31 protein-coding genes and 3 pseudogenes are annotated in these 22,488 nt (G+C 38.4%); 5 read left to right on the forward strand and 29 right to left on the reverse strand.

The features are described 5' to 3' along the window. The 17 genes and pseudogenes from M8E35_RS24690 to M8E35_RS24765 all read right to left on the reverse strand — a co-directional run. On the reverse strand, window positions 1–541 hold a 541-nt coding region (locus M8E35_RS24690), incomplete at its 3' end, for a flavodoxin (protein WP_252473639.1). Between the two features lie 87 nt (window positions 542–628). Beyond that, window positions 629–1,327, reverse strand: a complete 699-nt coding sequence (locus tag M8E35_RS24695) for a DUF4405 domain-containing protein (RefSeq protein WP_252473640.1) — start codon at window positions 1,325–1,327, stop codon at window positions 629–631. 218 nt (window positions 1,328–1,545) lie between these two features. Further along, window positions 1,546–1,918: pseudogene (locus M8E35_RS27095) on the reverse strand (MBL fold metallo-hydrolase); the annotation flags it as partial. Between the two features lie 216 nt (window positions 1,919–2,134). Further along, the gene (locus M8E35_RS24705) at window positions 2,135–2,317 is read right to left on the reverse strand and encodes a hypothetical protein (protein ID WP_252473641.1); all 183 of its coding nucleotides are present in this window, start codon (window positions 2,315–2,317) and stop codon (window positions 2,135–2,137) included. A 54-nt stretch (window positions 2,318–2,371) separates the two neighbouring features. Further along, a pseudogene (locus M8E35_RS24710) lies at window positions 2,372–2,790 on the reverse strand (IS4 family transposase); the annotation flags it as partial. Window positions 2,791–2,956: 166 nt separating this feature from the next. After that, entirely contained in the window at window positions 2,957–3,754 is a 798-nt protein-coding gene (locus M8E35_RS24715; RefSeq protein WP_252473642.1) for a carboxymuconolactone decarboxylase family protein, read from the reverse strand. Continuing rightward, complete coding sequence (locus M8E35_RS24720) at window positions 3,738–4,121, reverse strand: MerR family transcriptional regulator (protein ID WP_252473643.1); 384 nt, start codon at window positions 4,119–4,121, stop codon at window positions 3,738–3,740. The genes M8E35_RS24715 and M8E35_RS24720 overlap by 17 nt, the downstream gene beginning before the upstream one ends. A 147-nt stretch (window positions 4,122–4,268) precedes the next feature. Then, window positions 4,269–4,481 carry a hypothetical protein gene (locus M8E35_RS24725; RefSeq protein ID WP_252473644.1) on the reverse strand — a complete coding sequence of 71 codons (213 nt, stop codon included), beginning with the start codon at window positions 4,479–4,481 and terminating at the stop codon, window positions 4,269–4,271. A gap of 33 nt (window positions 4,482–4,514) precedes the next feature. Beyond that, entirely contained in the window at window positions 4,515–4,838 is a 324-nt protein-coding gene (locus tag M8E35_RS24730; protein WP_252473645.1) for a hypothetical protein, read from the reverse strand. Further along, window positions 4,813–4,968, reverse strand: coding sequence for a hypothetical protein (locus M8E35_RS24735; protein ID WP_252473646.1), 156 nt, complete (start codon window positions 4,966–4,968; stop codon window positions 4,813–4,815). Before M8E35_RS24735 ends, M8E35_RS24730 begins: the two co-directional genes overlap by 26 nt. A gap of 173 nt (window positions 4,969–5,141) precedes the next feature. Continuing rightward, the gene (locus M8E35_RS24740) at window positions 5,142–6,056 is read right to left on the reverse strand and encodes a class I SAM-dependent methyltransferase (RefSeq protein ID WP_252473647.1); all 915 of its coding nucleotides are present in this window, start codon (window positions 6,054–6,056) and stop codon (window positions 5,142–5,144) included. A gap of 40 nt (window positions 6,057–6,096) precedes the next feature. Beyond that, window positions 6,097–7,119, reverse strand: coding sequence for a class I SAM-dependent methyltransferase (locus tag M8E35_RS24745; RefSeq protein WP_252473648.1), 1,023 nt, complete (start codon window positions 7,117–7,119; stop codon window positions 6,097–6,099). Between the two features lie 81 nt (window positions 7,120–7,200). After that, complete coding sequence (locus tag M8E35_RS24750; protein WP_252473649.1) at window positions 7,201–7,671, reverse strand: hypothetical protein; 471 nt, start codon at window positions 7,669–7,671, stop codon at window positions 7,201–7,203. Window positions 7,672–7,689: 18 nt separating this feature from the next. Further along, window positions 7,690–7,803, reverse strand: a complete 114-nt coding sequence (locus M8E35_RS26795; protein WP_309446508.1) for a DUF6323 family protein — start codon at window positions 7,801–7,803, stop codon at window positions 7,690–7,692. After that, window positions 7,793–7,921, reverse strand: coding sequence for a hypothetical protein (locus tag M8E35_RS26800; protein WP_309446509.1), 129 nt, complete (start codon window positions 7,919–7,921; stop codon window positions 7,793–7,795). Before M8E35_RS26800 ends, M8E35_RS26795 begins: the two co-directional genes overlap by 11 nt. Before the next feature lie 171 nt (window positions 7,922–8,092). Continuing rightward, window positions 8,093–8,275 (reverse strand): hypothetical protein, encoded by a 183-nt coding sequence (locus M8E35_RS24760; RefSeq protein ID WP_252473650.1) that lies wholly within the window; start codon window positions 8,273–8,275, stop codon window positions 8,093–8,095. Window positions 8,276–8,329: 54 nt separating this feature from the next. Beyond that, the gene (locus tag M8E35_RS24765) at window positions 8,330–8,638 is read right to left on the reverse strand and encodes a DUF6951 family protein (RefSeq protein ID WP_252473651.1); all 309 of its coding nucleotides are present in this window, start codon (window positions 8,636–8,638) and stop codon (window positions 8,330–8,332) included. 243 nt (window positions 8,639–8,881) lie between these two features. Here M8E35_RS24765 and M8E35_RS24770 point away from each other — a divergent pair, with 243 nt between their 5' ends. Together M8E35_RS24770 and M8E35_RS24775 are read left to right on the forward strand one after the other, a co-directional pair. Further along, complete coding sequence (locus M8E35_RS24770; RefSeq protein ID WP_252473652.1) at window positions 8,882–9,541, forward strand: hypothetical protein; 660 nt, start codon at window positions 8,882–8,884, stop codon at window positions 9,539–9,541. Next, window positions 9,531–10,058 (forward strand): hypothetical protein, encoded by a 528-nt coding sequence (locus tag M8E35_RS24775; RefSeq protein ID WP_252473653.1) that lies wholly within the window; start codon window positions 9,531–9,533, stop codon window positions 10,056–10,058. Before M8E35_RS24770 ends, M8E35_RS24775 begins: the two co-directional genes overlap by 11 nt. A gap of 1,278 nt (window positions 10,059–11,336) precedes the next feature. Here the strand turns inward: M8E35_RS24775 and M8E35_RS24780 are convergent. Then, window positions 11,337–12,281 (reverse strand): L-lactate dehydrogenase, encoded by a 945-nt coding sequence (locus tag M8E35_RS24780; protein ID WP_252473654.1) that lies wholly within the window; start codon window positions 12,279–12,281, stop codon window positions 11,337–11,339. A 159-nt stretch (window positions 12,282–12,440) separates the two neighbouring features. On the opposite strand from M8E35_RS24780, the gene M8E35_RS26635 reads away from it, so the two are divergent. Then, the gene (locus M8E35_RS26635; protein ID WP_289711006.1) at window positions 12,441–12,563 is read left to right on the forward strand and encodes a hypothetical protein; all 123 of its coding nucleotides are present in this window, start codon (window positions 12,441–12,443) and stop codon (window positions 12,561–12,563) included. Window positions 12,564–12,908: 345 nt separating this feature from the next. Here M8E35_RS26635 and M8E35_RS24785 read toward each other — a convergent pair whose 3' ends face one another. The 9 genes from M8E35_RS24785 to M8E35_RS24825 form a co-directional block, all read right to left on the reverse strand. Beyond that, window positions 12,909–13,685, reverse strand: coding sequence for a tyrosine-type recombinase/integrase (locus M8E35_RS24785; protein WP_252473655.1), 777 nt, complete (start codon window positions 13,683–13,685; stop codon window positions 12,909–12,911). Window positions 13,686–14,268: 583 nt separating this feature from the next. Then, window positions 14,269–14,670: a hypothetical protein gene (locus tag M8E35_RS24790; RefSeq protein ID WP_252473656.1), complete on the reverse strand. Its 402-nt coding sequence runs from the start codon at window positions 14,668–14,670 to the stop codon at window positions 14,269–14,271. 316 nt (window positions 14,671–14,986) lie between these two features. Continuing rightward, entirely contained in the window at window positions 14,987–15,079 is a 93-nt protein-coding gene (locus M8E35_RS24795; protein ID WP_373887482.1) for a rubredoxin-like domain-containing protein, read from the reverse strand. Between the two features lie 173 nt (window positions 15,080–15,252). Further along, window positions 15,253–16,482: a thiolase family protein gene (locus M8E35_RS24800; protein ID WP_252473657.1), complete on the reverse strand. Its 1,230-nt coding sequence runs from the start codon at window positions 16,480–16,482 to the stop codon at window positions 15,253–15,255. A 68-nt stretch (window positions 16,483–16,550) separates the two neighbouring features. Then, window positions 16,551–17,333 (reverse strand): acetyl-CoA hydrolase/transferase family protein, encoded by a 783-nt coding sequence (locus M8E35_RS24805; protein ID WP_252473658.1) that lies wholly within the window; start codon window positions 17,331–17,333, stop codon window positions 16,551–16,553. A 64-nt stretch (window positions 17,334–17,397) separates the two neighbouring features. Continuing rightward, window positions 17,398–17,538, reverse strand: coding sequence for a hypothetical protein (locus M8E35_RS24810; RefSeq protein ID WP_252473659.1), 141 nt, complete (start codon window positions 17,536–17,538; stop codon window positions 17,398–17,400). 140 nt (window positions 17,539–17,678) lie between these two features. Continuing rightward, on the reverse strand, window positions 17,679–18,533 hold the full coding sequence (locus tag M8E35_RS24815; protein ID WP_252473660.1) for a 3-hydroxyacyl-CoA dehydrogenase family protein: 855 nt from the start codon (window positions 18,531–18,533) through the stop codon (window positions 17,679–17,681). Window positions 18,534–18,866: 333 nt separating this feature from the next. After that, window positions 18,867–19,109, reverse strand: a complete 243-nt coding sequence (locus M8E35_RS24820; protein ID WP_252473661.1) for a helix-turn-helix domain-containing protein — start codon at window positions 19,107–19,109, stop codon at window positions 18,867–18,869. Between the two features lie 5 nt (window positions 19,110–19,114). Next, a complete protein-coding gene (locus tag M8E35_RS24825; protein WP_252473662.1) occupies window positions 19,115–19,828 on the reverse strand; it encodes a hypothetical protein in 714 nt (237 codons plus the stop codon). Between the two features lie 19 nt (window positions 19,829–19,847). Here M8E35_RS24825 and M8E35_RS24830 point away from each other — a divergent pair. Beyond that, window positions 19,848–20,113 (forward strand): annotated as a pseudogene (locus M8E35_RS24830) (IS4 family transposase); the annotation flags it as partial. Window positions 20,114–20,210: 97 nt separating this feature from the next. Continuing rightward, the gene (locus M8E35_RS24835; RefSeq protein ID WP_252473663.1) at window positions 20,211–20,564 is read left to right on the forward strand and encodes a CGGC domain-containing protein; all 354 of its coding nucleotides are present in this window, start codon (window positions 20,211–20,213) and stop codon (window positions 20,562–20,564) included. A 206-nt stretch (window positions 20,565–20,770) separates the two neighbouring features. Here the strand turns inward: M8E35_RS24835 and M8E35_RS24840 are convergent, their stop codons facing one another. Further along, window positions 20,771–21,430 carry an acetate uptake transporter gene (locus tag M8E35_RS24840; protein WP_252473664.1) on the reverse strand — a complete coding sequence of 220 codons (660 nt, stop codon included), beginning with the start codon at window positions 21,428–21,430 and terminating at the stop codon, window positions 20,771–20,773. Window positions 21,431–21,726: 296 nt separating this feature from the next. Next, a partial coding sequence (locus M8E35_RS24845; protein WP_252473665.1) for a DUF3102 domain-containing protein occupies window positions 21,727–22,488 on the reverse strand: 762 nt, incomplete at its 5' end.

Genomic DNA, 22,488 nt, shown 5'->3' on the forward strand with positions numbered 1-22,488 from the left:
CTGTAACGCTTCGCCCCAGAAGGCTTCCCTCGTGCGTGCAAAACGGTACAATAGTTTTTCCGGAAAAATCGTATCCCTCCAAAAATGTAAATACCGCCATTGGTATCGTTCCCCACCAGTTGGGATAACCGATGAAGACTGTATTGTAGGAGTCCATGGTCTCAACCTTTGTATTAAGTGCGGGACGGTAAGCCAATTTCTGTTCCTGCTTTGCTATTTCCACTACCTTATCGTAATCGCCGGGATACGGATCGACAGTCTGGATTTCAAAAATATCGCCGCCGGTGCTTTCGTGAATTTGATTAGCAATTTCGCGTGTGTTGCCGGAATGAGTAAAATAAGCCACAAGAATTTTTTTTGTTTCTGAAAGCGGTTGTTCTTTGGAGGCACTCTCAGGTAGTTCTTTGGCGGTACCCTCAGTACTTGCGTCCATAGTTTCCTCGTTAGATGAACAACCGGTCAAACTAAGTAAACCGGTACCTAAAATAGAGTAAGTTATTAAAGTTTTTCCACTTTTAACAATAAACTCACGACGATCCAATTTTCATTCCCCCGTATTCTAGAATTATCTAAATTTTTTATAAGGATGCGTATACTGTCCAGTTAGGGATTCTTTCCCTGTATCAGATTATCTGAGTTGCTCTTTGAAAGCCTTAGCTTCTTCCCGCTTCTGAACAAATTTCAGAGCATAATAAGTCCCGCAGATATAGATTCCCATGATGGATAGGTAATCAATGAAAAACCCCAGGGTGGATTCATCAACGTCCAAATAATCAAATGTGTAATAGAAGATTAGCTTGGAACCCACATTTCTGTCGAAAGAAGCCTGCACTCCATAGACAACTATTAACACCGCCAAGACACGCACCGCAATTGTGCGGATACGGCTCGTGCCGGTAATTCCCGTTATCCTTCGCACTGCATTTAAAATCATTCTCCAGTGCATTCCCAGATGTACAGCGATGAGGATAAATCCCCAATATGCGGCCAGAACATGTATTTGCCGTACAATCATTCCATTGTTTATCGGAATAAAGGCAAATATGGCACGAGAAATCGGCACGGCGCTTACCATCAGCACCGCCATCGTTACAAGAAGAAGCAGATTAACCGCTGTATTAAGAACACGAAGTACATTGTTCTTTCCCGTCAAAACCGTCTGATACCATCGTCGATTTAAAAAATTATGGACTATAAATAATATAAACATGGAAACTCCCAACAGTTCATGAATCGTGTTTCCAGTAATAAGGGAAGCCATTGCCACCAACATGAGTACTGTCATTACGAGATCAATGGCCAGCTTGCGTGACATTTTTCGATTCAAAAGTCTTCCTCTTTCTAATTTAATTACTACCTCAATTTTCAATTCTACAGATTCAACCCAATCCGATTGCGGATAGCTGGATGTCTGTCTTCACTACTAAATAGAGGCTAGCACTTGGAGTTAACTCCATGTCAAGAGCTCTTTTGTGCCTTTTGTGCCTTTTGAGAATGACAAGCACCAAGTCCTTTAATTTACGGCTTTATAATGTAAGTAACTAGCTACTTGTTTCCCAAATTCGAATTCCACCATGCGGAAGACGGAATGTGTAGGTCTGAATCTAATAGGACAGTTTCACCAATTTTGGGGGCGATTAGGTTTACTTCTACTTTTTTTGCCCCTTAAAATGCTCGTTCTATTGGTTCTTTCCAACCATGATTAGCTAATGTAAATGCTCCCCAATGCATCAACATCATATTTTTACCATTTATATCTAAATTTGCTTGAACAGATTGTTCTGGTGTCATATGAATATCCGCCCAACGTCGGTCATAATGACCGCCTTCAATTTTTTCCAAGAATGACCCAACCTCCCCATAAGGTAGTATCTCGATTTAAAATCCCTCTTCCAGAGAAATGTCGGGAGGGTGTCAAGGGCAAAGCAGCTGCAATTGCACTTGAGTGTGGAGTGGGAGTACAGGGAATAAACTATAAAAGATTGAAAGAAAAGCATCTGTCAGATGGACAGGTGCTGAGATGGAAAGCGTAGATTGCTTGAGTTTATTCAAGAATACTTTGATGAAAAACCAGGGAAAGGAAGATTTACAGACATTGGGGACATTGCTGCAGCAATGTCCCCAATGTCTATTATCAGGATTTTTTTTCGCTGTTAAATTGATGAACAGTTCCGTCTCCCCATGTAGCAATATAGAACGTGCCATTTTCTTCAATCAACAAGCCAACCACGCTGTTTAGCCCTTGTAGTATATTTGTTACTTTACCGTCTTTATCAATCCTCTTGATTTTGCCTTCTCCGACGTCTACAGCAAACACTTCATTTTAGCTGTTTATTGCAATACCTACTCCGGGAGTCGTAAATTCATCAGAGCCACGGATAAAACGACCAGAAACATGGTCAAAGATTCGGGCTTCCTTTCTCGTCCCATTACAGAATCATCGACGATAAAAACACGGATACGCTGTGCGGAGGTGAGTTTTTCAAATCGCCCAACAACTTTAAGACTGAGTAATTGATAGAAACGTCTCCAGTTATAACGGGATTCATTAAGAAACCGATAAACTACGTCTTTACCCGGAAAAGATTCTGCTCGGGTGCCTTCTAGTAAGGGTATAAATTACGGCCCTGGAAAACTAACTGAAATATGATTTGGAAGACAGCGAAGCTTGAGACCCCATAGGATTTTGCGGATTCCTGTTGTTCGAAGAAGTTGACTTAATTTAAGAGAAGAAAAAATTGAAGAAAGTTGATTTTGACTCTGTTCAGACAGAGAGTTGTGATGTAACATTTAGATACGCACCTTTCTGGTTTGGATTTAATGGTTGTTTGGTCACTTCCATTTTACCAATTGGAAAGGTGTTTTTCTGTCAATAAACAAAAATATTTTGTCCTAACCTAGATACATGCTGGGTTTGAGGTAACTTTCGCTATGCGAAAGTTGAGTTTAATAACTATTATTGCCTTTCAATAAATACTTCTTTTAGAATATTCGTTCCATTAATGGCTGACGGAAATCCTGAATATACAGTAAGTAATAACATGATTTCTTTTATTTCTTCTGCCGTTAATCCGATATTTAATCCTGCATTAATATGAAATCTTAGTTGAGGCTGAGCATTACCTAAAGCTGCTAATGCTGCAATTGTTGCAATTTGTCGATATTTTATATCTAAGTTGCTTCTTGAAAATATATCAGCATAACTATGAATTATTAACTTTACCAAGTCCGGTGAAAAATCATTGTAAACCCCTTCAAGCCGTTCAACCTGCATACAATCTAATTTAGAAAGTTCCTTGACTCCAATTTCATACCTGTCTATAGAAGATATTGCCTCATTTGTTGGATTGACCCCAATTAGATCATTAATTCCTTGCTTATGACGTTCATTTAATACATCTTTAAAAGCATTCATAGCATTAATACATGTTGGAAATCCAGAATATGCAGACATCTGAAGTATTATCTCCTTAACCTCATTAATTGTACAACCTACATTCAATGCACCATTCAAGTGAACCTTTAATTGAGGCTCAACATTACCTAATGCAGTTAATGCAGCAACAACAGCGATTTCTTTTGATTTTAAATCTAAACCTTCTCTTGAATAAATATCTCCAAATGAATACTCGATTATATATTTTACTAAATCTGGGGATATTTCATTTAAACTGTTTTTTACCTCTTCTCCAGCTTTTCCATCCACCTCACGTAATTTTTCATATCCTCGTTCATATCTACTTTCCTCTTTCATTAATCTCTTCCTCCATTTCAATATAAATTTTAATTTTCATTTTAACATAATCCCTAACTTCCAATAGTCCCTCGATTTTGCTTTCTATTGTACTTAGGTGCTCTTTTAATATGATTTTTCTTTCCGTAATTGTTTCATCACCAATATTTCTTAATTGAGTATATTCCTTCATTTTACTTATTTTCATTCCAGTTGATCTAAGCCTATTTATAAATTCTAGCCACTTTAAATCCGACTCCCCATAAAGTCTTTTTCCTGCTGGATTTCTTTTTATATCTTTTATAAGTCCAATACTTTCATAATATCTCAGAGTATGAGGTTTTAAATTTGCAATTTTTGCTGCTTTATTTATCTCTAAATCTTCCATATTAAGCCTCCCAATTAAAAGCATATCACTTAAAGTGCACTTTAAGTCAATTCCTAAATCTAGGTTCGAATCTAGGTTCGAATTCGAGCCGATCCCCTTCTAAAGCATCAAATCCAAAGGAAATCAAGAATTCTCGTAATTCATTCTCTAAAACAGCCTGTTCAATTCTTTTTGGGCAAAAGTCTTACCTGTACCTACAGGAGCATGTACAATAAATGTATTTGTACTTGAGTATGATGAAAGTATTCCAGCAATAGACACTGCTGTTTGTACATGTGTATATCTTGGTTGCAGACAGCCGTAATGAGCAGGGAGTTGATTTTCAAAAAAATTAAGTACATCATTTAGACGCTTATTCAATTTATCCCTTCTTTCATTGAATTAAACGAATTATTAAACTTTTCTGGTGACACAAAGAAAATTAAAATACAAAAAGAATAGGCCCCTCGTCAGGGGTGGAATTTGTTCTCGCAAATAATAAGTCAAATCAATATCTCCAACAGTCACTCCACCACAAAGTGAACCTTTGAAAGTGTATTCTTTACCTTCAGTATCTGTAATGACCATTTCCCAATTGCCTATATCAGTAGCATAACAAACCAGTTGGTTACTATTTATGTATTGTGAAAAAAGCGTCAGTATTTCTTTTGCTACAGCTTTCCCGATAGCAAACTGTTGTCTTCTGGAAATCTCAAATTTGCCAAACCCATTGGGCATACTTATATCCTGTAAACCATACTCTGCCACTAGCACTTATAGTCAAATGCTGTTCCACTTCGTCTTCAAGAAGTGGTTCTGGACCATAGGATATATTATTGGATACAATTCTTATCTTTTGAATCTGCAATCAGTGCACCTCCTATATTCTGTGTGGCTCGAGAGGACAGAATTGATGTCTGGGTCCGATTTTTGAACTCGAGGTATGGAGAACATTATCGAATATAGTTGACATTTACTTAGAATTTTCTGTGTATTAAGTAAAATAATTTCTACTATTCCTATATTATTTTATAAAGGACATTATTTCTTAGTAGCAAGACAATAATTAACATTATCAAATGCAGTTATTTTGTGTCCGCAATTTACACGATTATAATTATCAAAATATTTTATAGTAATTTCATTAGGTGTTAAATGTTGGGAAATTATAAAATTATTTTTTGATAGTAAACTTTCAAGTTGACTAAAAGAGTAACTTCCAAGCATTTTTTCATTTGCTTTACCAGCTAGCGCCAATTGTTTTTTCGTTCTAACTCCAGCCTGATCAGTATAAGTGTTCTCATCTGGATAATCGAAAATAATAGTACTTCCTTGAGGTATTAACATACTAAGTTTATTCAGCAATGATTCCAAAGTCTCCTTCGGTAAATAATAACTTATGCCAAGTAGACTACAAAAACTTATTTTTTTCTTATCAAAAATAGATAATTCTAGTAAATGTTTATCCCAATCACCTTTTGTGAAATCACTTTTAATAAAATGGACGTTGTTAGCAATTTCAATGCAAGCCTTTCCCAGTCTGTTTTGCTTATCCTGTAATGTTATAGGATGCTCTAATTCAAAAATTTGTAGTTTCTCTGCCCATGACGGTTGACGATATCCAAATGTATCATATCCTGCAGCTAAAATTAAATATTGTTCCGCCCCCATTTCAACTGAATTTTCAAGAGCTTTTTCAGCAAATGCAGCCCTACCAAGTGGAGATGGAGATAGTTGATTGTCAACAATCCACCTTAGTGCTTCTTCCTCTGTACCTTCGAATGTCGGGTTAAAGAATTTTATTCCTTGAGACATAATACTAGCAATTTGGTTATATTCTTGTTCACTTAAAATAACTTTAGCCAAATAATCATTAAAAATTTTCAAATCATTATTTGTTGCATGATAGGCTCTTGCAAAAGCACTAACCAATGCTGTCATACTTTTTTGTTCCATGTTACTATCCTCCAATTATAATTTAATAATTTATATATTTTTAATAAATACTAAGAGCTTGAATCTGTTGTTCATTTTCAATTGTCGCTTTAATTAATTTTTCAATTCTTACAGACATAATATCTAAAGGTTCCCTATTTTCCTGGATATCATAATTTAAAAAATTTTTATTTATTTTATAAGATTTAGGTGATAAAAATTGCTCAATAAACGGTAAATTCGGAGTGTAGTAGAATTCTCCACCTGGCTTAAGAGAATTTAATAACTCCATGTACTTCCTTGCATATTCAATGTAATTACCATTCATTTTAAAATGAGTTCTTTTAAAATGATTTGAGAACGATAAATGCGATATAATAGTTCCCCAATAATTTGGCTTAAGCTCATAATTAAGCCAATCAGTTTGAATTGTATATAATTTATTATTTGTAATCCTATCAACCCCATAGGCTTCTAACCCTAATTTTGTTAAATAATGAACTAATGTAGCTTTGCTCCCACATCCAAAATCTAAAATAGGTTCTTTTATTCTTTCTATGTTGATATCTAGAATCCTTAATTGTAAAGCTACACTGTATTCTGAACAAGGAATTGGTTCTACGAATTTCTTAGTATTAGAGAAGATCCTTAATTCATCAATTGTACCCAAAATACTTCTCAGCTTTAATTGATGTTCCATAACAATCCTATTAATCCAGGCAAAATTAATCGAACCATTTAAATACAACTTTTCGATTACTTTAACCATAAAATCTTCATATAAATCATATAACTTATTAGCTAATATAGCATCTACTTCTACATACTGGTTTAATTTTATTACAGTTTTAATTGTTCTTTCAGTAGAGTATCCTGCAACTTTTTTAGCAAAATCATTTATTTCTACACTATCAATATAGTTAAGATAATTATTAAGTTCCTTTTCGTGGAATATTATATATTTTGCAACGTAATTACCTAGAGGAAAATCATCGTTCTTCGGTAATTCATAAAATATATTTGTCCTCGCATTTATCTTATATAAATTATTTATGAAAATGAATATTTTATTTTTTGTATTCATAAATCCTTTCCTTTCTTTTGTGATTACCTCCCCTTAAAGTACCGATGGCTGTATCTTTTCTTTAAACTATTTTCCCAGATATCAATCCCCTACAAGATGATTTGCAATTTGGAGAATTTGCTTTTGTCTGTTAGTCGGAAGTTGCTTAATATAATTTTCTAAGTATAATCGTACTACCTGTTCCGCTTCTGATAAATCCACAGCTTGAACATCCGATTCAAACGGATGTCTTCTAATCATTGCTGCAATCTCAACATCTCCGAGAGTATTAAACAACGAAACAAATTCCTCTTCTTCTAATTGTGCATCAAGTAATATATCTTCAAGGTCATCAAAAGATTTTACTTTTTCCTTTATAAGTTCTAACTTATCAGATGAATATCTACATCTAAGCAATTCTTCTATTAACCTTCTGTATTCTTCATCATCCATTTTAACACTGGATTCAAAGTGGATTTTAGGTTCTAAATCCGGATTAATTGAGGTTATGAATACTTTACTAAGAGTATTTAATTTTAGTGCATTTTCTATACTAGTCGCAATCTTCGACAAACTTCTTTCAATATATTTTTAAGGAGAATCACAAAACTCCTTGATTATTTTATCAATTACGCCACCACCAAATTCAATACGTCCATTACTTTTTAGTGAAAAAGTTCTCGTTTCAACTAGTTCAATGGGCATCTTGGCGAGATAAAGTTAATCCAAAAAATCTAAAAGTAAAATCATTACATTTTTCAATTTCATCAACTGCTTGTTTTTGTATCAAGGATGAAAATACATTCATAATCTCAAATGACAATAGGATCACCTCCAAAAGAAAAATAAATAAAATATTTTTCAAAATAACTCTTGACATTCTACTTAAAATATGTTATAGTTAAATTGGTATACTTTATATACATCAATAGTAAACTTGATTATAACATTTAATTTTGATAAAAGCAATACTATAAAAACAGAAAGCCACCGTTTATATATTAATATATCGGTAGCTTTCTTTATAATTGTATTTCAACATCAATCTCGACTCCAGACGCCAATCCGTTCCCCTTTGGTGATTTCCGGGTCGGCAAAGATCACCTTGTCCGGGTTGCTGATCTTGATTAGTAAGTAAGCAACAGAAAAAAGGCCCATAGACAATCTTATTAATCATCTATGTGGCCTTCTGCGACATCCCTTTGATTCAAAAAGGTTATTCTTTTAAAAATTATTCCTTAGTTACACTAATGCTTGCATTCTGTGGCAAAGCTAACCCTGCTATCGACTTCATAATCCCAGAAACACCTGGGCAACTGGGATGCGGGCTATGCTTAGCAAAGACTTCATAAACTTTTCCCATATGAAGTTTCTTGAAAATCTCTTCAAAGGCATCGACTTCAACCAGTTCTGCCGCAATTTTTTGGTAATTCGGACAGTCACTTGATATTTTGAGTTTTACTTTGTGTCCATCACCGCTTACTGCTTTAACATTAATAGTAAAACCACAAGCACCGGCTTTAATAACTCCAGTTGCCATAAAAATGCTCCTCCCTCTTCAAATTATAGACTCTCGGCATTAGCCGAGGCGGTTGGGACAAGGGTTTTCCTGAACCAACCTTATAGCATTCCTCCCTCTTTTAGCGGGAGGAATTTTGCTTGTCATCGACTTTAACTGGAAATTCATAAGTAATAAAAATTTACTCAATTGACCAAAAACGTCTGAAAACACTTGACTTTTCCAAATCGCCCCCATAATCGTGTGACAAGGGTTTTTATTCCTTTGATTACAAAATTTGGGGTTGGTTGGTTGAAACCTATTTTGATTTCTCATGAACTCTATCAAGATTCCGTTCTTCTTCGTCTCCGCCAATATTATTCTGGTGGAATCTTTGTCGTTGTCAATAAAGACTGGCCTTTGGTTGCAAAATTCTGGCGAACCGATTTGTCTTACATCACCACACTGCTTCAGGATGGCTATGATGCTAAAGGCCCTGAACCCCGTGATCCTGCTTCCATGCTTCGTTCCTATCTTCTCTTTCTCATGACAAAACCTGAAATAGGTCTTACTGAATGGGTTAACGAAATGAGGCGGATTCCCTACTACGCTATCCTTAGCGGTTTCGAACCTGGTAATCTTCCCGGTGTCGGTACCTTTTACGACTTCTTCAAACGCCTTTGGGCTGACAGCGGAAACAATCTCAAACCTAAAAAGCTAATAAAGCGTAAGCGGAAACCTAAGAAGGGTAAAAAGGGTGAAAAAGCTCCGACGACCACGCCGGGAAAGGTTCAACGTCTAGTCGAGTGGATGATTCGTCACGCTGACAGGAAATCGAACTTACCAAGCGATCGCTTATTCCACTTTTTTCAGACTCAAATCCTTACCGTTTCGGCTAATCTTGGTTTACTTTGGAGACACGAATTCCCTTACTGTGGCTGGTGATGGAACACCCATCGTTACTTCGGTTTATACTCGCAGTAAATCAACCTGTGATTGTCGTGCCCAAGGCCTTGCTGATTGCAACCATCCTCGTATCTACTCCCAACCCGACTGTAATGCGGGCTGGGACAGCGCCCGAGAGACGTACTTCAACGGTTATCATCTCTACATGATTTCCGCTTCGGACAGTCACTACGACTTGCCACTGTATCCAAGACTGCAGCCCGCTTCCAGGCATGATGCTGTCAGTCTTGTCGTCAGCTCAGTTGAATTCAAGCAACGTTTTACCTTAGGCACGGTGGATAAAATGCTGTTGGATGCCGCTCATGATGCCGATGCTATTTATCACCTACTGGATCACCAAAACACCGAGCTATTTATTTATCTCAACTGTCGCAATAAGAAAAATTCAAAGACGAGTAGTGATATCCAGATTTCACCGAAGGGTATTCCTATTTGCCCTATCGGCTTAAAGATGAAGTCCAACGGTCATGATCATTTACGACATCGCAATAAGTGAAGATGTCCACGTTCTTGTGGTACGCGTTGTTCATGCACTACACCTTGCTCTAATGCGAAGTATGGTCGTACCTACTATACCAATCAGTCGAGCAACCGTAGACTGTTTACTAAGACATCCCGCAACTCTGAAAAGTGGGCCTTGATTTACAGCCGACGCTCTTCGGTTGAGCGTTCGAACAAGCGTGAAAAGATCGACTACAAACTTGAATCTGGACGGCATCGTTCGACCAAAATGTGGTACATCCGCATCTACGGAATAATGATGTGTCAGCACATGGATGCTTGGTATTCTTTTCAGAAGGAGAGCTTTGATGGACTTAAACCATTAATTCTCCCCCAAGCAAGCTAACTTCTTCTTTTATACATGATACAGTGACGCTTGTTTGCTCTGTCCATCTTTAAAAGCCATAGCGCATTTGCCGAATTTCTCTTTAGATTGAGTCAATTTCCAGTTGTTTATTGGGCATCAGCTCGTTTCCTTCACCGAAATTCCGAGAGACTATATTAGAATACGATTCCTAGTGCGATAAGCAGAAGAATAATTACGACAACTATAGCGATTCCTTCAAAACTTTTTTTTGGTTTGCAATGATCTAAGTCAACACCACCGAATGCCATTTGCATTTCCTCCTTCACTTAAAGATAGAACATAATATTAATATATTGGTTAAATTGGTACAAAATGTTATATCAGAATATTGTCTGGTCTGAATACTACCAACGTCTCCGTCGAATAAAGAATGGGAAGAAAAATGGAAAGAAAAACGGGCTGAAAAATGGGAAGAAAAATGGTCTGAAAAACATATCATAGTCCCCCTTTCGTTTAGAGTTAGGTGTTAATATTTAGAATTTAATGTATAATATGTAAATTATTGGACGATAGTTCTAACTTCATATTAGATTAAATCAAAGAATATACACTAGGAGCCCAATTAAGGGCTTTTTTCTTTTGGGTAAAAGGAGAGGGAATTATGGCTTAAGAAAAAGGAATCCAAAGTAAAAGGAACCAGTTAAACCTTCCTCCAAAGATTAAGTACATTTAAAGTGTAGGATCAATAAGTTCCTTACATCACATTCAGCATTGAACACAATCTCATTATGAGTACTTTTACCTTAGTCAATCCACCCCTGGTGGAATCCTCACAAAAAAAACACTCGCATAGATTGTCAATGATTGACGCGAGTACTTTTCGGTAGCAACATCGAACGAGTCGTTCGGAATGCTACTGTATTAGTTATATTCAATGGGAAGTATTTTATGACTCCATTTGCTAATTTATTTAATTTGATGAACAGATTCTTGTATGGCCCGTACTGATTTCAAAAATTGTGCATTTTCTGTTTCAGTTATACTAAGTGGCAGACGCCTAAGAATCCCCTCCTTACCAAGGACACTCGGCACACTAATAGCAACCCCAAACTCCTTATATTGATCATCAAGCAAAGCGGAAACTGTTAATACGCTTCGTTCATCGTTCAAAATAGCTTTCAAGATCCGTGTACAACTTAAACCAATGCCAAAGTACGTTGCTCCCTTACGATTTATTATTTCATATGCTGCCTTCCGTACTTCTGCAATAACTTCTTTTTGATAATCTCTTCCACATGACCTATTACATTCTTGGCAAAGTAAACTGAAAGGAGTTCCTGCCACACTCACCGAACTAAATAATGGAACTTCTGAGTCTCCATGTTCACCTACTACATAAGCATGTACACTTCCAGGACTTATTTGGCAATGCTGACTAAGAATATAGCGAAAACGGGCCGTATCTAAAACTGTGCCTGAGCCAATGACACGGTTTGCCTTTAGTTCTGAATATGACCGTGTGATAGTCGTTAAGACATCCACTGGATTTGTCACGAGAAGCAAAATAGCTTGCTGTTCTACCCGTAATATTTGTTCCAATATTGAACGGAGTATGTCGACATTTTTTTGGGCTAAAGCCAGGCGACTTTCCCCCGGCTTTTGGTTGGACCCGGCGGTAATCACAATGACATTAGCACCTATACAATCTTCATATTCTCCTCCTCGAATTTCCATTGGGCTAGTAAAGGGGAGGCCATGGCTCAAATCCATGACTTCACCTTTTGCTTTTTCCTTTTTAGCATCGATAAGAACGAGTTCTGTACATATTCCTTGGATTACACTGGAGTACGCAATACTTGTTCCAACTAAGCCACTACCTATTATAACTACTTTGCTAGAAGTAACGCTCAAATTGAAAAACCCCTTTTGTGGTTATAATCACCGATGATATAAAAAATTATTCTTAATAAATCCGAATGCTATGGTCCAAGGATGTAAACGCTATATTTATTGTTTTTGAGTACAGAAAACTATCCAGTACCAAACATTCATGAGCAAAAGGAGGAACTTATGAACAACCGTAAAATCATTGAGCAAACCCTGCTAAAGTATGATGAAGCAAATAATGCTATACTAACAGAATGGCGTGAGGAAGATGGACTTTTCGTCATAGAAAAAGATCTCATAACCTAAATATTCTTCTACGGAAGGTGAAAAAATGAGCAAGATATAATTTTACACACAGATGCAAATTGCAAATTCTAATTACTCTCTTGGGGGACATGAATCGTTTATATATCAATCTTCTTCAATAGAGTATTTGAAGCTAATACAGATAAAACACACTGTAAATTCACCCAAAACCCTGAAAACCGCTGATAACAGGCTACTTCAGCTCTATCAAGGCTACTGTCTCAATATGTTGCGTCCACGGAAACATATTCGCCATTTCAGCCCCAAAATAAAAACTGGCCTCCGCCGAAACCCTCTCCCAATATCTTGTCTTAACGAAAAGAACAGTCTTTGCTCTATTAATTATTAAGTTTTAATTGCTAAGAGACAGCTTCTCCACTGCGTTCGTCTTATCCTGCTCAGACGGCTGAGTGTAGACCTAGTCGTATTCAAACTCTTGTGCCCCAAGATTTCTGCTACCATTTCCAGCCCTTCATCAGCCTTAAAAAGGTTCCGAGCAAACGTATGCCGCAGGGCGTGAGGATGTAAATCTGGCAGTTTCGCTAGATATGCGTACTGGTCTATGACCTGCCGAATTCCGCTGGAGGTTAAACGACCGGTTCCCTTCCCCCGTTGACTCAAAAATATTGGTCCTTTTGTACGACCGTTCAAATAAGCGCAAAGAGCCTTCCTAGTATCACTGTTGAGGGGCACAGTGCGGAATTTGCCCCCTTTCCCCATTCTTACCTTGAGACTTCCAGAACGATCCCCTATGGTGAGATCTTCAATATCTAAAGCAGCTACTTCGCTAATTCGAAGGCCCGTGTTAAGCATAAGGGTTATCAGCGCAATATCTCTTGGTACACTTTCACGTTCCACTGCACGAGTTAGTGGGCGTTGACTAAGACGATCTAGTCCTTGAGGTGCAGAGCGCACCTCTTCAACATTAGATGGCATTGGCATATTCCGCCCATTAAAATCCAGCCAATTCGCTATCGCAACTAAGGAAAGATTGACCGTCGATGGACTGCGTTTCATATTTAGTAAGTAAGATTTGTATTCGCGTAAGTCTGTAGGCGTGACACGCTCTGAGATGATCACCTCGCCGTTTGTTGATTCAAACCACTCAGCAAAACTTAACACTCACTGACGGTAGGCTCGGAGGGTGTTTTCACTTTTGTTGGTATTACGAAGATATTCTAACCACGCGTCGAGAGCTGGTACATTAGTCGTTGGCATATACATCGCTCCTCTTTCTTTTTAGTTAACCCTAAGATTCCCTCTGCGTTTTTAGGCCTAAAATCTTATCTCCTGAGTTTTTTGGGTCTTAACTGCTTTTACAGTTACGAGTTCTATCTCTAAAACCCGCAAATCACAAGCCTTCCCTAAAATCAGTTTAAAGCTGTTACGTAAGAATTCAGGAGATAATGTATATTATCTCTTCTACTTATCTTCTGACATACTCCAAAAATCAGTGGACCTTACATCCGATGTTGATTTTGATGATCTATGCAAAGTGTTGCATAATTTTCAATTTAAGGAGCATATTAGTGGTAGTCATCATATTTTATATTCGGACTTATTCTGGGAAGCTTCATTGCATATAGCTTCCGAGCTTATTGGGATAGATTACAGGATGCAAATAACGACAGTTCTTCTGGCGGTAGGATTTTCAGCCGTCGTCGGTATCATCTTCGGTTACATGCCGGCAAGAAGAGTCAACAGATTAAATCCCATTGACGCCTATCTCGTCAAGATGAGGTCCATCAAACGCAAGCGGCACATTTAGTTGTTTAAGTAGTGCCGAATTATTGAGCAAAACCGCATTTTTCAAAGGGCTGTCCTCCGCTATCCCGAATTTTCCAATGACGCGATAACGGACATTGGCATAATCCAAGTATTCACCATCGCTTAACTTATACGTCTGAACTCCCATGCCAACAATCGCCTCACTGCTATCCCTCGCAGAGAATGGTTTCCCCGACTTAAGCGGGAATGTAATCTGCTTATAATCGGTTGCATAAAAAGCCATGACTTGCCTTGCGGAACTTTTTTCAATTATACCAAAAACCCAAAATGTTTCCCCCGGTTTACGCTGACTGCCTCCAATCCAAGAAATAATAACCAATAAATTCCTAGTTCTTATCCGTCAAACTTATTAGAATCGTGGACTTTCAACATGTCATTTAAGGATATAGTAGTCCCTGAGTAATCGTACGAACCCCCAACGAATTCAGCCAAAGTTCAACACTATGGAAACGTTGTTTATAATAGCATTTTTGATAAGTTACTAAATTCCTTCAATTCAATGAGGCATAATATTTGGCATGCAAAATAGACGCTGAATTATTCAGCGTCCGTTCCCCCAACAAACGACAAAGCTCCGCATCCCACTTCCGATCCAATTGATCTTCAGAGTTGCTGCTATTTTGTCAAGAAACATCCTAATAGTTTTGTTCTCGAACTTCAAAATATGCTTTAGGATGTTCACAGACAGGACATACCTCAGGTGCTTCTCTTCCCTCGTGAATATGCATACTTATTCGTATCTTATAACTTATCTTTCCAATTATAATACCCCGTATCAATGTATTCTTCTTTAATCAACTCTGAAAGATATAATGTATCTAACTTTGCTAAAAAAACAAAGTCTCTAATGTTATTAACTGCAAAGTTAGAAGCCATCTTTATATTCCCTCCGTTACTATTATTATATTTCTCTAGTCCACAAAGAAGCCATAGCTGCTCCGCCACCTACACAAAGAGAAGCACCACCAACTGTTTTTCCAAGTCTCTCTAGTTCATAGTAAAGACTAACAATGATGCGCAGTCCCGTAGCACCAACAGGATGTCCTAACCCTATACCGGAACCATTGTTGTTAATGTTACCTTCCTGTTCAAAGGTACCTATGTTTAAAGTGATACCTGCTTCATCTTTAATCTTCTTGCCAACCCCAATGACTTGGGACGCAAAGGCTTCGTTAATTTCCCAGTAATTAACGTCTTCATACTTCATGCCGGCTTCATTCAAACATCTGGGAATAGCAACCGCTGGCCCTAAACCCATGATGCGCGCTTCTACACCTTCATCACAGATATTAATAAGTTTCATCAGGGGTTTAATTCCAAGCTCGTCAGCCTTTTTCTTAGTCATCAAAACTACCGCTGCAGCTGCGTCATTAAGGCCTGAAGCATTACCAGCAGTTACAACTCCGTCTTTTTTAAATACCGGTTTCAGTTTTACCATACTTTCAAAGCTTGCATTTCGAATAGGATGCTCGTCTTGGGTGAACAAGTACTCTTTCTTTCCTTTCTTGACCGGAACAGGGACAATCTCCCTCTCAAAACGGCCTTCATCAAGAGCCCTTATCGCTCTCTGATGGCTTAGAATTGCTAAAGCATCACATTCTTCTCGGGTAATCTCATACAGCTCTGCTATATTCTCAGCAGTTCCGCCCATGTGCGAGCCCGCAAGTTGGCATACCAATCCATCGGCGAGCATTGCGTCTTGAAGTTTAACGTCGCCCATCTTTGCGCCCCATCTGGTCGTCGTAGAAATGTAAGGAATATTACTCATACTTTCTGTGCCTGTTACCAGGGCAATATCGTATTTTCCCAGTTGCAATTTCATAGCTGCAATTTCAACAGCTCTCATGGCTGATGCGCAGTTCTGATTGACCATACAGGCACTAGATTTGGGATCCATTCCTATTTCCATTGCCACAATACGAGGTGGACAAGAGCCATTACCATGACCTAAGCACATTCCTGCTACAATTTCATCGACTTGTTTTGGGTCAATTCTCGCTCGCTTAATAGCCTCAGTTGCAACAATCTTGGTCAATTCATTGGCTGCTACCGGTTGGAGCGAACCTCCATAATCACCAATAGGTGTCCTGCAAGCGCTGACCATTACAACTTCGTTCAGTTCGATTGCCATCTAAAATTTCCCCTTTCAGCATTTCCGGGAATTCGGGTGATCGTCGAATTAAGATATCTTGTTAGATCTTACCCAAATTTTTTGGGCATCCGCTTCTTTGATGAGTTGATCACGCAAATCACATTATTGTTTCGCCAAATTATGTCAGGATCATTCGTATAATCGACTGGGTAACTTGCACAAATTGGATTATAGTCTAAGAAATCATAGAGCTTATTGGTACCCATGGCAAAGGTATAAACCATCTTACCTTTGTCAAGCTGTTTGTGCAGACCTGTAATTCTTCCGGCTTCGTACATATCTACAAATGAATCTACCAGCATTTCAGTATGAACACCCAAATCCTTCAAATCTGATTGGGCGATCATTGCACCAACTGCATTCGGCATAGCTCCGATTCCCAACTGCAGATAGGCACCATCTTCGATTTGTTCCAGAATAATTTTTGCAACCTTTCTATGTACATCAGATATAGTTATCTCGGGAAGTTGAATAAGAGGTCGATTGTCGCCCTGGACGAAATAGTCGATTTCAGATACATGTAAAGTTTCACGTGAGCCCCCCAGACATCTCGGCACGGACTCATTTACCTCGGCAATAACTATTTTGGCTGCGTCGCAGAGGGCGTGAGTAATAGAATTTGATGTTCCCAGACTCACATAGCCATGCCGATCCGGCGGAGTCACCTTGATCATTGCTACATCAATAGGTACAAAACCCCGCTCAAAAAAACTGGGACCTTCGTGATAAGTAAGCGGAGCATAGTTGCATAAATTTCTATCATGTAGCTTTCTGTTAGCCCCCACTGAAATGCCAGTCACTAAAAATAAAATGTGTTCGTTCCGTATCATTAATAACCGTTTGAGGCGGAAAAGGGCAGCATACCGTTCTGATAATTACCCCTTTTAATTCATCTTATCTTTTAGCCAAGGCTGCATCTAAAACATGAGAATTCATCATAAATTCACCGTAATGAACAACATCACCGGATTTAACAACCTTGACGGCTTCATCAGCAGATACAAATTTGCGCTTGAATTCACTCATATAATCCAAGTTAATCCCTCCATATTTTTCTTCAACGCAGGATTTGGCTCGCCACTAGCGTTAGCTATTATGAACCATGAGATTTCTCTGGATCTTGGGAACGACCTCATTTCCGCTACGTTCTTCGATTACCTTCTCCTCACTCATGCCTACATGTTATAGTCATAGAATCCTCTGCCAGTCTTTACTCCTAGGTGCCCTGCTCGTACTTTTTGCCTAAATGCCAACGAAGGTCGGTATTTCGAATCGGCAAATTCTTTTACGAAAAATTCACAGACTGCTAAAACAATATCTATTCCAACCATATCAGCTAAAGCCAATGGGCCCATAGGCATTCCTGCGCCCAGTTTCATAGCTTTATCGATTTCTTCAGCAGAAGCGATACCTTCTTGGTAAACATTAGCTGCTTCATTCATATAAGGAACTAAGATACGGTTAACGATGAAGCCTGGACTTTCTTTGGCCAGAACTGGTTCTTTACCAATTTTCCTAGACAATTCCATGACTACCTGTGCAGTATTATCGGTTGTTACTACACCCGGAATCACTTCCACTAATTTCATAACAGGTACGGGATTAAAGAAATGCATTCCCAATACTTTGTTGGGGCGATTCGTTGCAGCAGCTATCTCAGTAATACTTAGTGCTGAAGTATTAGTAGCTAAAATAGTATCGTTTTTACAAATCTCACCGAGTTGTTTTTGGACTTTTTTCTTAATATCAATGTCTTCCACGATTGCTTCGATTACAATGTCGACATCCTTAAAATCGTTAATATCTGTGCCGCTGACTAATAGAGCATTAAAATTAGCCACGGTTTCGGCGGTCACTTTACCCTTTTCTATTGCTTTGGCCCATACTTGGTTTAAACGAATAACTGCCTTTCCAACTATTTCTGGAACCACATCTATTAAAACTACACTATATCCTGCTTCAACACTGACTTGAGCAATTCCCATACCCATGGTTCCAGCACCCAACACACCAATTTTTTTGATCTCCAAACAATTACCCCCTTTAAACTCGACATAGTTCACTTAAACCTACTTTCTGAAATCCCTCCTTTCGACCTACGTAAACAGCTATGCAAAAATAGATCCAATTTTCTAACTTTTCCAAAGAAATAAAAAAGACCCGGAAAATAATCCTGCCCTGCTATCCTTTTATACGTTATTTGCTTGACTTGTACCAGTTTTAGATGATATTTCGGCAATAGAATTTAGTGATGGTTTAACTTGAATATAAACCAAACTATACCAAACAAGCACTTTCACGTCTCCAGCTTGAGACGATGCACGCCAAATAGAGACAGGTGTCTCTATTTGGCGACTCGATGTTCATTCAGTTTTTAACTCCAGAGACAAAGCCTCACCATCAAGTCCATGTTTAGTTAATTTCTTATACATTAACGATCTGTGAATTCCCAAGATTTTAGCGGCTAGCGCTTTATTGCCTTTAGCACGCCTCAGTGCGTCAATCAGCAGTTCCTTTTCAGCTATATTTAAACCTTTCTCCAATTTATTTTGTTCATCGCTCCGGTTCACGTCTATACATCGGCTGACATCTATTTTTGTCTGCAATTACATTAATTGGTCACCACCCAAAATGCTACCAGTTTGTGCGTCAATCCATAAAACTCGTCTAGCTTCATGAACTCCCATGCTAAAACAGCTTTATCTTCTAAATCAGTGTATTTAAAGTAGTTAGGTCTAACTACCTCTAATTTAGCATCTTCAGGATTAGGATTTGTCATTTTATGAAAAGTATCAGGGTTGTTTGTTGCAATTGCTATTGCTTGATCTTTTGTTACTACTTCGTCAGTGGATTGAACTGGTGTGTAAAATTCCTTTACGGATTCAAGTTTACCTTCTGTATCAAAGCCAATCTTTACTTGTTCGAATTGGGAAATAACACCAGATATAGCCTCTTTTTGAAAGGAGGCAAGAACGAAATCATCACTGAGATTGCTATCTATATAGGCTAATTTATAACCTGATGTAAGATTAAGTTTATTTTGCAAATCATTATAGAGGCTTTGTGCAAATTCTTTAGCCTGATCTTGCGTCTTAACTTTTTTAGTTACATTAGTATGATTCTTTTTATCACGAAGATATAGAACTTTACCTGTGGTGGGTTCTAGGTTGACTTCAGCACCATCATAATCAAGAACATAAAATCCTTTTGTAGTTGAAGGGTCTTTTGCTATAGCTGCTTTAATAAAATTTCCAGAGGTGAATCCTACATCTTCAATTGCTTTTTGCTTTTGCTTTAGCATCAGCTTCAGAAATATTTTCCGCAATAATTGGCGTTAACTCGTCATAGTCTTTTCCCGTTATCGCATCCTTGAGTGGGAACGTAGACAAAATAACGATGAGCGCTCTCGAGGAGGATTGTTTTACCTTTTTGCAGATGAAGTAATGGATTTGGACTTAAAACAGCATTGCGCCAATTGATGGCATTTGTACTTGATCTACTACCGAATAGACCCAAGAATAAAGAATCGCTTAGTCAACTACACAACTGGATCAGTGAATTGCCCAGTTATATCAAGGCTTTACTCGCACAACTGCGGTGCGAAAGTTGAGTCACTTATTATATATTGCTAAATTTTCTAATTAGAGGATTCTTTACGTTTTTGTGGAATATATTTCGTAACGAAAATAAAGGGGGAGATAAAATTAATGGCTAATATTTTAATTGTTTCCTGTTCTAAAATTCGTGATGTAAGTTGTATCGCTTGCCTGAAGTGTTTTAAAGCCGCTCAGCTTAAAGAGGGTGAATTTGCTAAGTATGACTCCGTTCAGATTGCGGGTCTCAGTGGTTGTGGCGATTGCCCTGGCCTGGTTATGCCTAAAGTCGGCTTAGTTATGGAAATGGCTGATTATTTGATGCAGGATATAGATGCCATTCATATCGGCACCTGTGTAGTTAGGGCCAAAAACACTGCCGCCTGTCCGATCGACATTGACGGTATTAAAGCGAAACTGGAAGGAAAATTCGGTAAGCCAGTAGTCATAGGAACACATAATTATTAATAATAAATATTTCTCTATCGAACTTTTTCAAGTGAATTAAACCCTGCCCTTTACAAACCGGCTTATTTTTCGCTAGCAACCGTCACTGTCCTTGAATTTTACCAAGGGCTTGCTAGCTAAACCTTGTTTTGGCGGGATTCCCACCCGCTAAAAAGATCGAGCATTGCTCGATCTTTTTATTTACACTAAACTTTGATGATATTATCTTAGACACTTTTAGTTCTAGCAGCAGGAGCAGGAGCAGCTTTTTTGATAAGACCCATTGGTGCGCCCATAGGTAATATATCACGACCGTAGAAGTTCTTGAAAAATATTCCCCCGACAGCATAGAAACCAACTAAGGAGATAGCAAACTCTGTCCAGCCAGCGATTTGTGCATACAAAGCGACAGGACCCCATTTAAATGATACGCAAGCAAGGGTGAAAAATAGAACGTCAATGAGAAGTAATATTATAATAAAAGGTACGTTCGTTTCGAAAGAAGCTATCGTGATAAACAGAGAGAAAATAAGATAACCAACAAATACTACACCTAACTGTTTAGGATCAGCTACAGCTTTCATGCCTTCACCTAACATACCATTCAAAGTTGCCCAGGAAAAAGCCATTCCGACCCAGAAAAACCCATAAGCACCTAAAACTGTGCCGCCAAATACGTTACCCTTTTTGAAGTCAATCATTGCAGCTATAATTTGAACAAGCCCGCCCAACAATGCTGCCCAAATAACAAGTAAAGCGGTTGCTTTAGGATCAGTAAAGCTTAATTTAGAAGATGAAGCCACAAAACATATCAACGACAAACCCATAACTCCAAACGCTGTAGGATCTGCACCTGTATAAGCTACTTTTACTTCTTGTACACTCATTAATTTTTCCTCCTTAATTTTTATATTGTTAATAGGTAATAGGTAATAGGTAATATGTAATATTAGAATAAATCCGCGTAAATCACTAAATTTATCAATTCTCCCCCTCTCTAAAATGTTCTCTCCAGAGTACCAATATTATTATACCCTGAAACTATTGTTCTGAATATAGAGAATTTTCTTTTTAATGTCTGTCCAATAATTTTGCCCGTGCTATTAAATGATCTACCCTCGCTAATACCACGGGTTACAACTTTATTGCCCTCCCAGATATTAAATTCTTTTCCTGATAAATCTTATGCCTGCTCATTCTCCGTATACACATTCTCCTTCAACGACTTCAGCAAGAAATCAATCACACTCTTTTTGAACAGGTCATGTGTCTCCGGTTCCTTGGCGGAGAGCTCTTTCATTTCCCACATCAGCTCCTTGAATGTTTTTTCCAGGTTTTCGTATAAAAAAGCCACTTTATTAGCCACCGCCTTGTTATACACCTCAGTAAGTCGCTTGCTCATCTTTTCGACGGTCTGGTAAGATGCCCTTTTTTTGACTTTTTCCAACTCCGCCTGCTTCTTTTCGGTATCCTGTTCCAGAGCCCGGTTGGACTCACTTAACTCTTCCGACTTGGTCCTCAGGTTGTCGTTAGCCTTGGTCAGATGAGTTATTTGGTTCGCCTGTTCATCCACAACTTTCCGGAGGCCGGTGTTTTCCTGCCGGGCCTGATCCCGTTCTTCCTGGGCCAGTTTCCAATCAGTGACCTTCCTTTGCAGCTCACGGGTGGTTATGTTATCCATATCCAACTCGGCAATGAACTCACCCCGGACCTCTTCCGGGACTCCGAGGAGAATAAGTGCCTGGGTGAAGTTCAAATTCGGCAGTTCTTGCGCCTGGGTGTCGGCGGTGGGAGATTGGGCGTCAGAGGATTCGAGCTGTTTAGGCCCGTACTCCTCGAAAACGCGTATCATTCTTTCCGCCGTTTTTTGAGAATAGCTGACCGATTCCTCCAACCACTTGCCCCATTCCCCATACTGAAGCAACCCCCTGGCTTCCTTCAGGCG

This window comes from Desulfosporosinus nitroreducens (assembly GCF_023897015.1).
GTDB classification, from domain to species: domain Bacteria; phylum Bacillota; class Desulfitobacteriia; order Desulfitobacteriales; family Desulfitobacteriaceae; genus Desulfosporosinus; species Desulfosporosinus nitroreducens.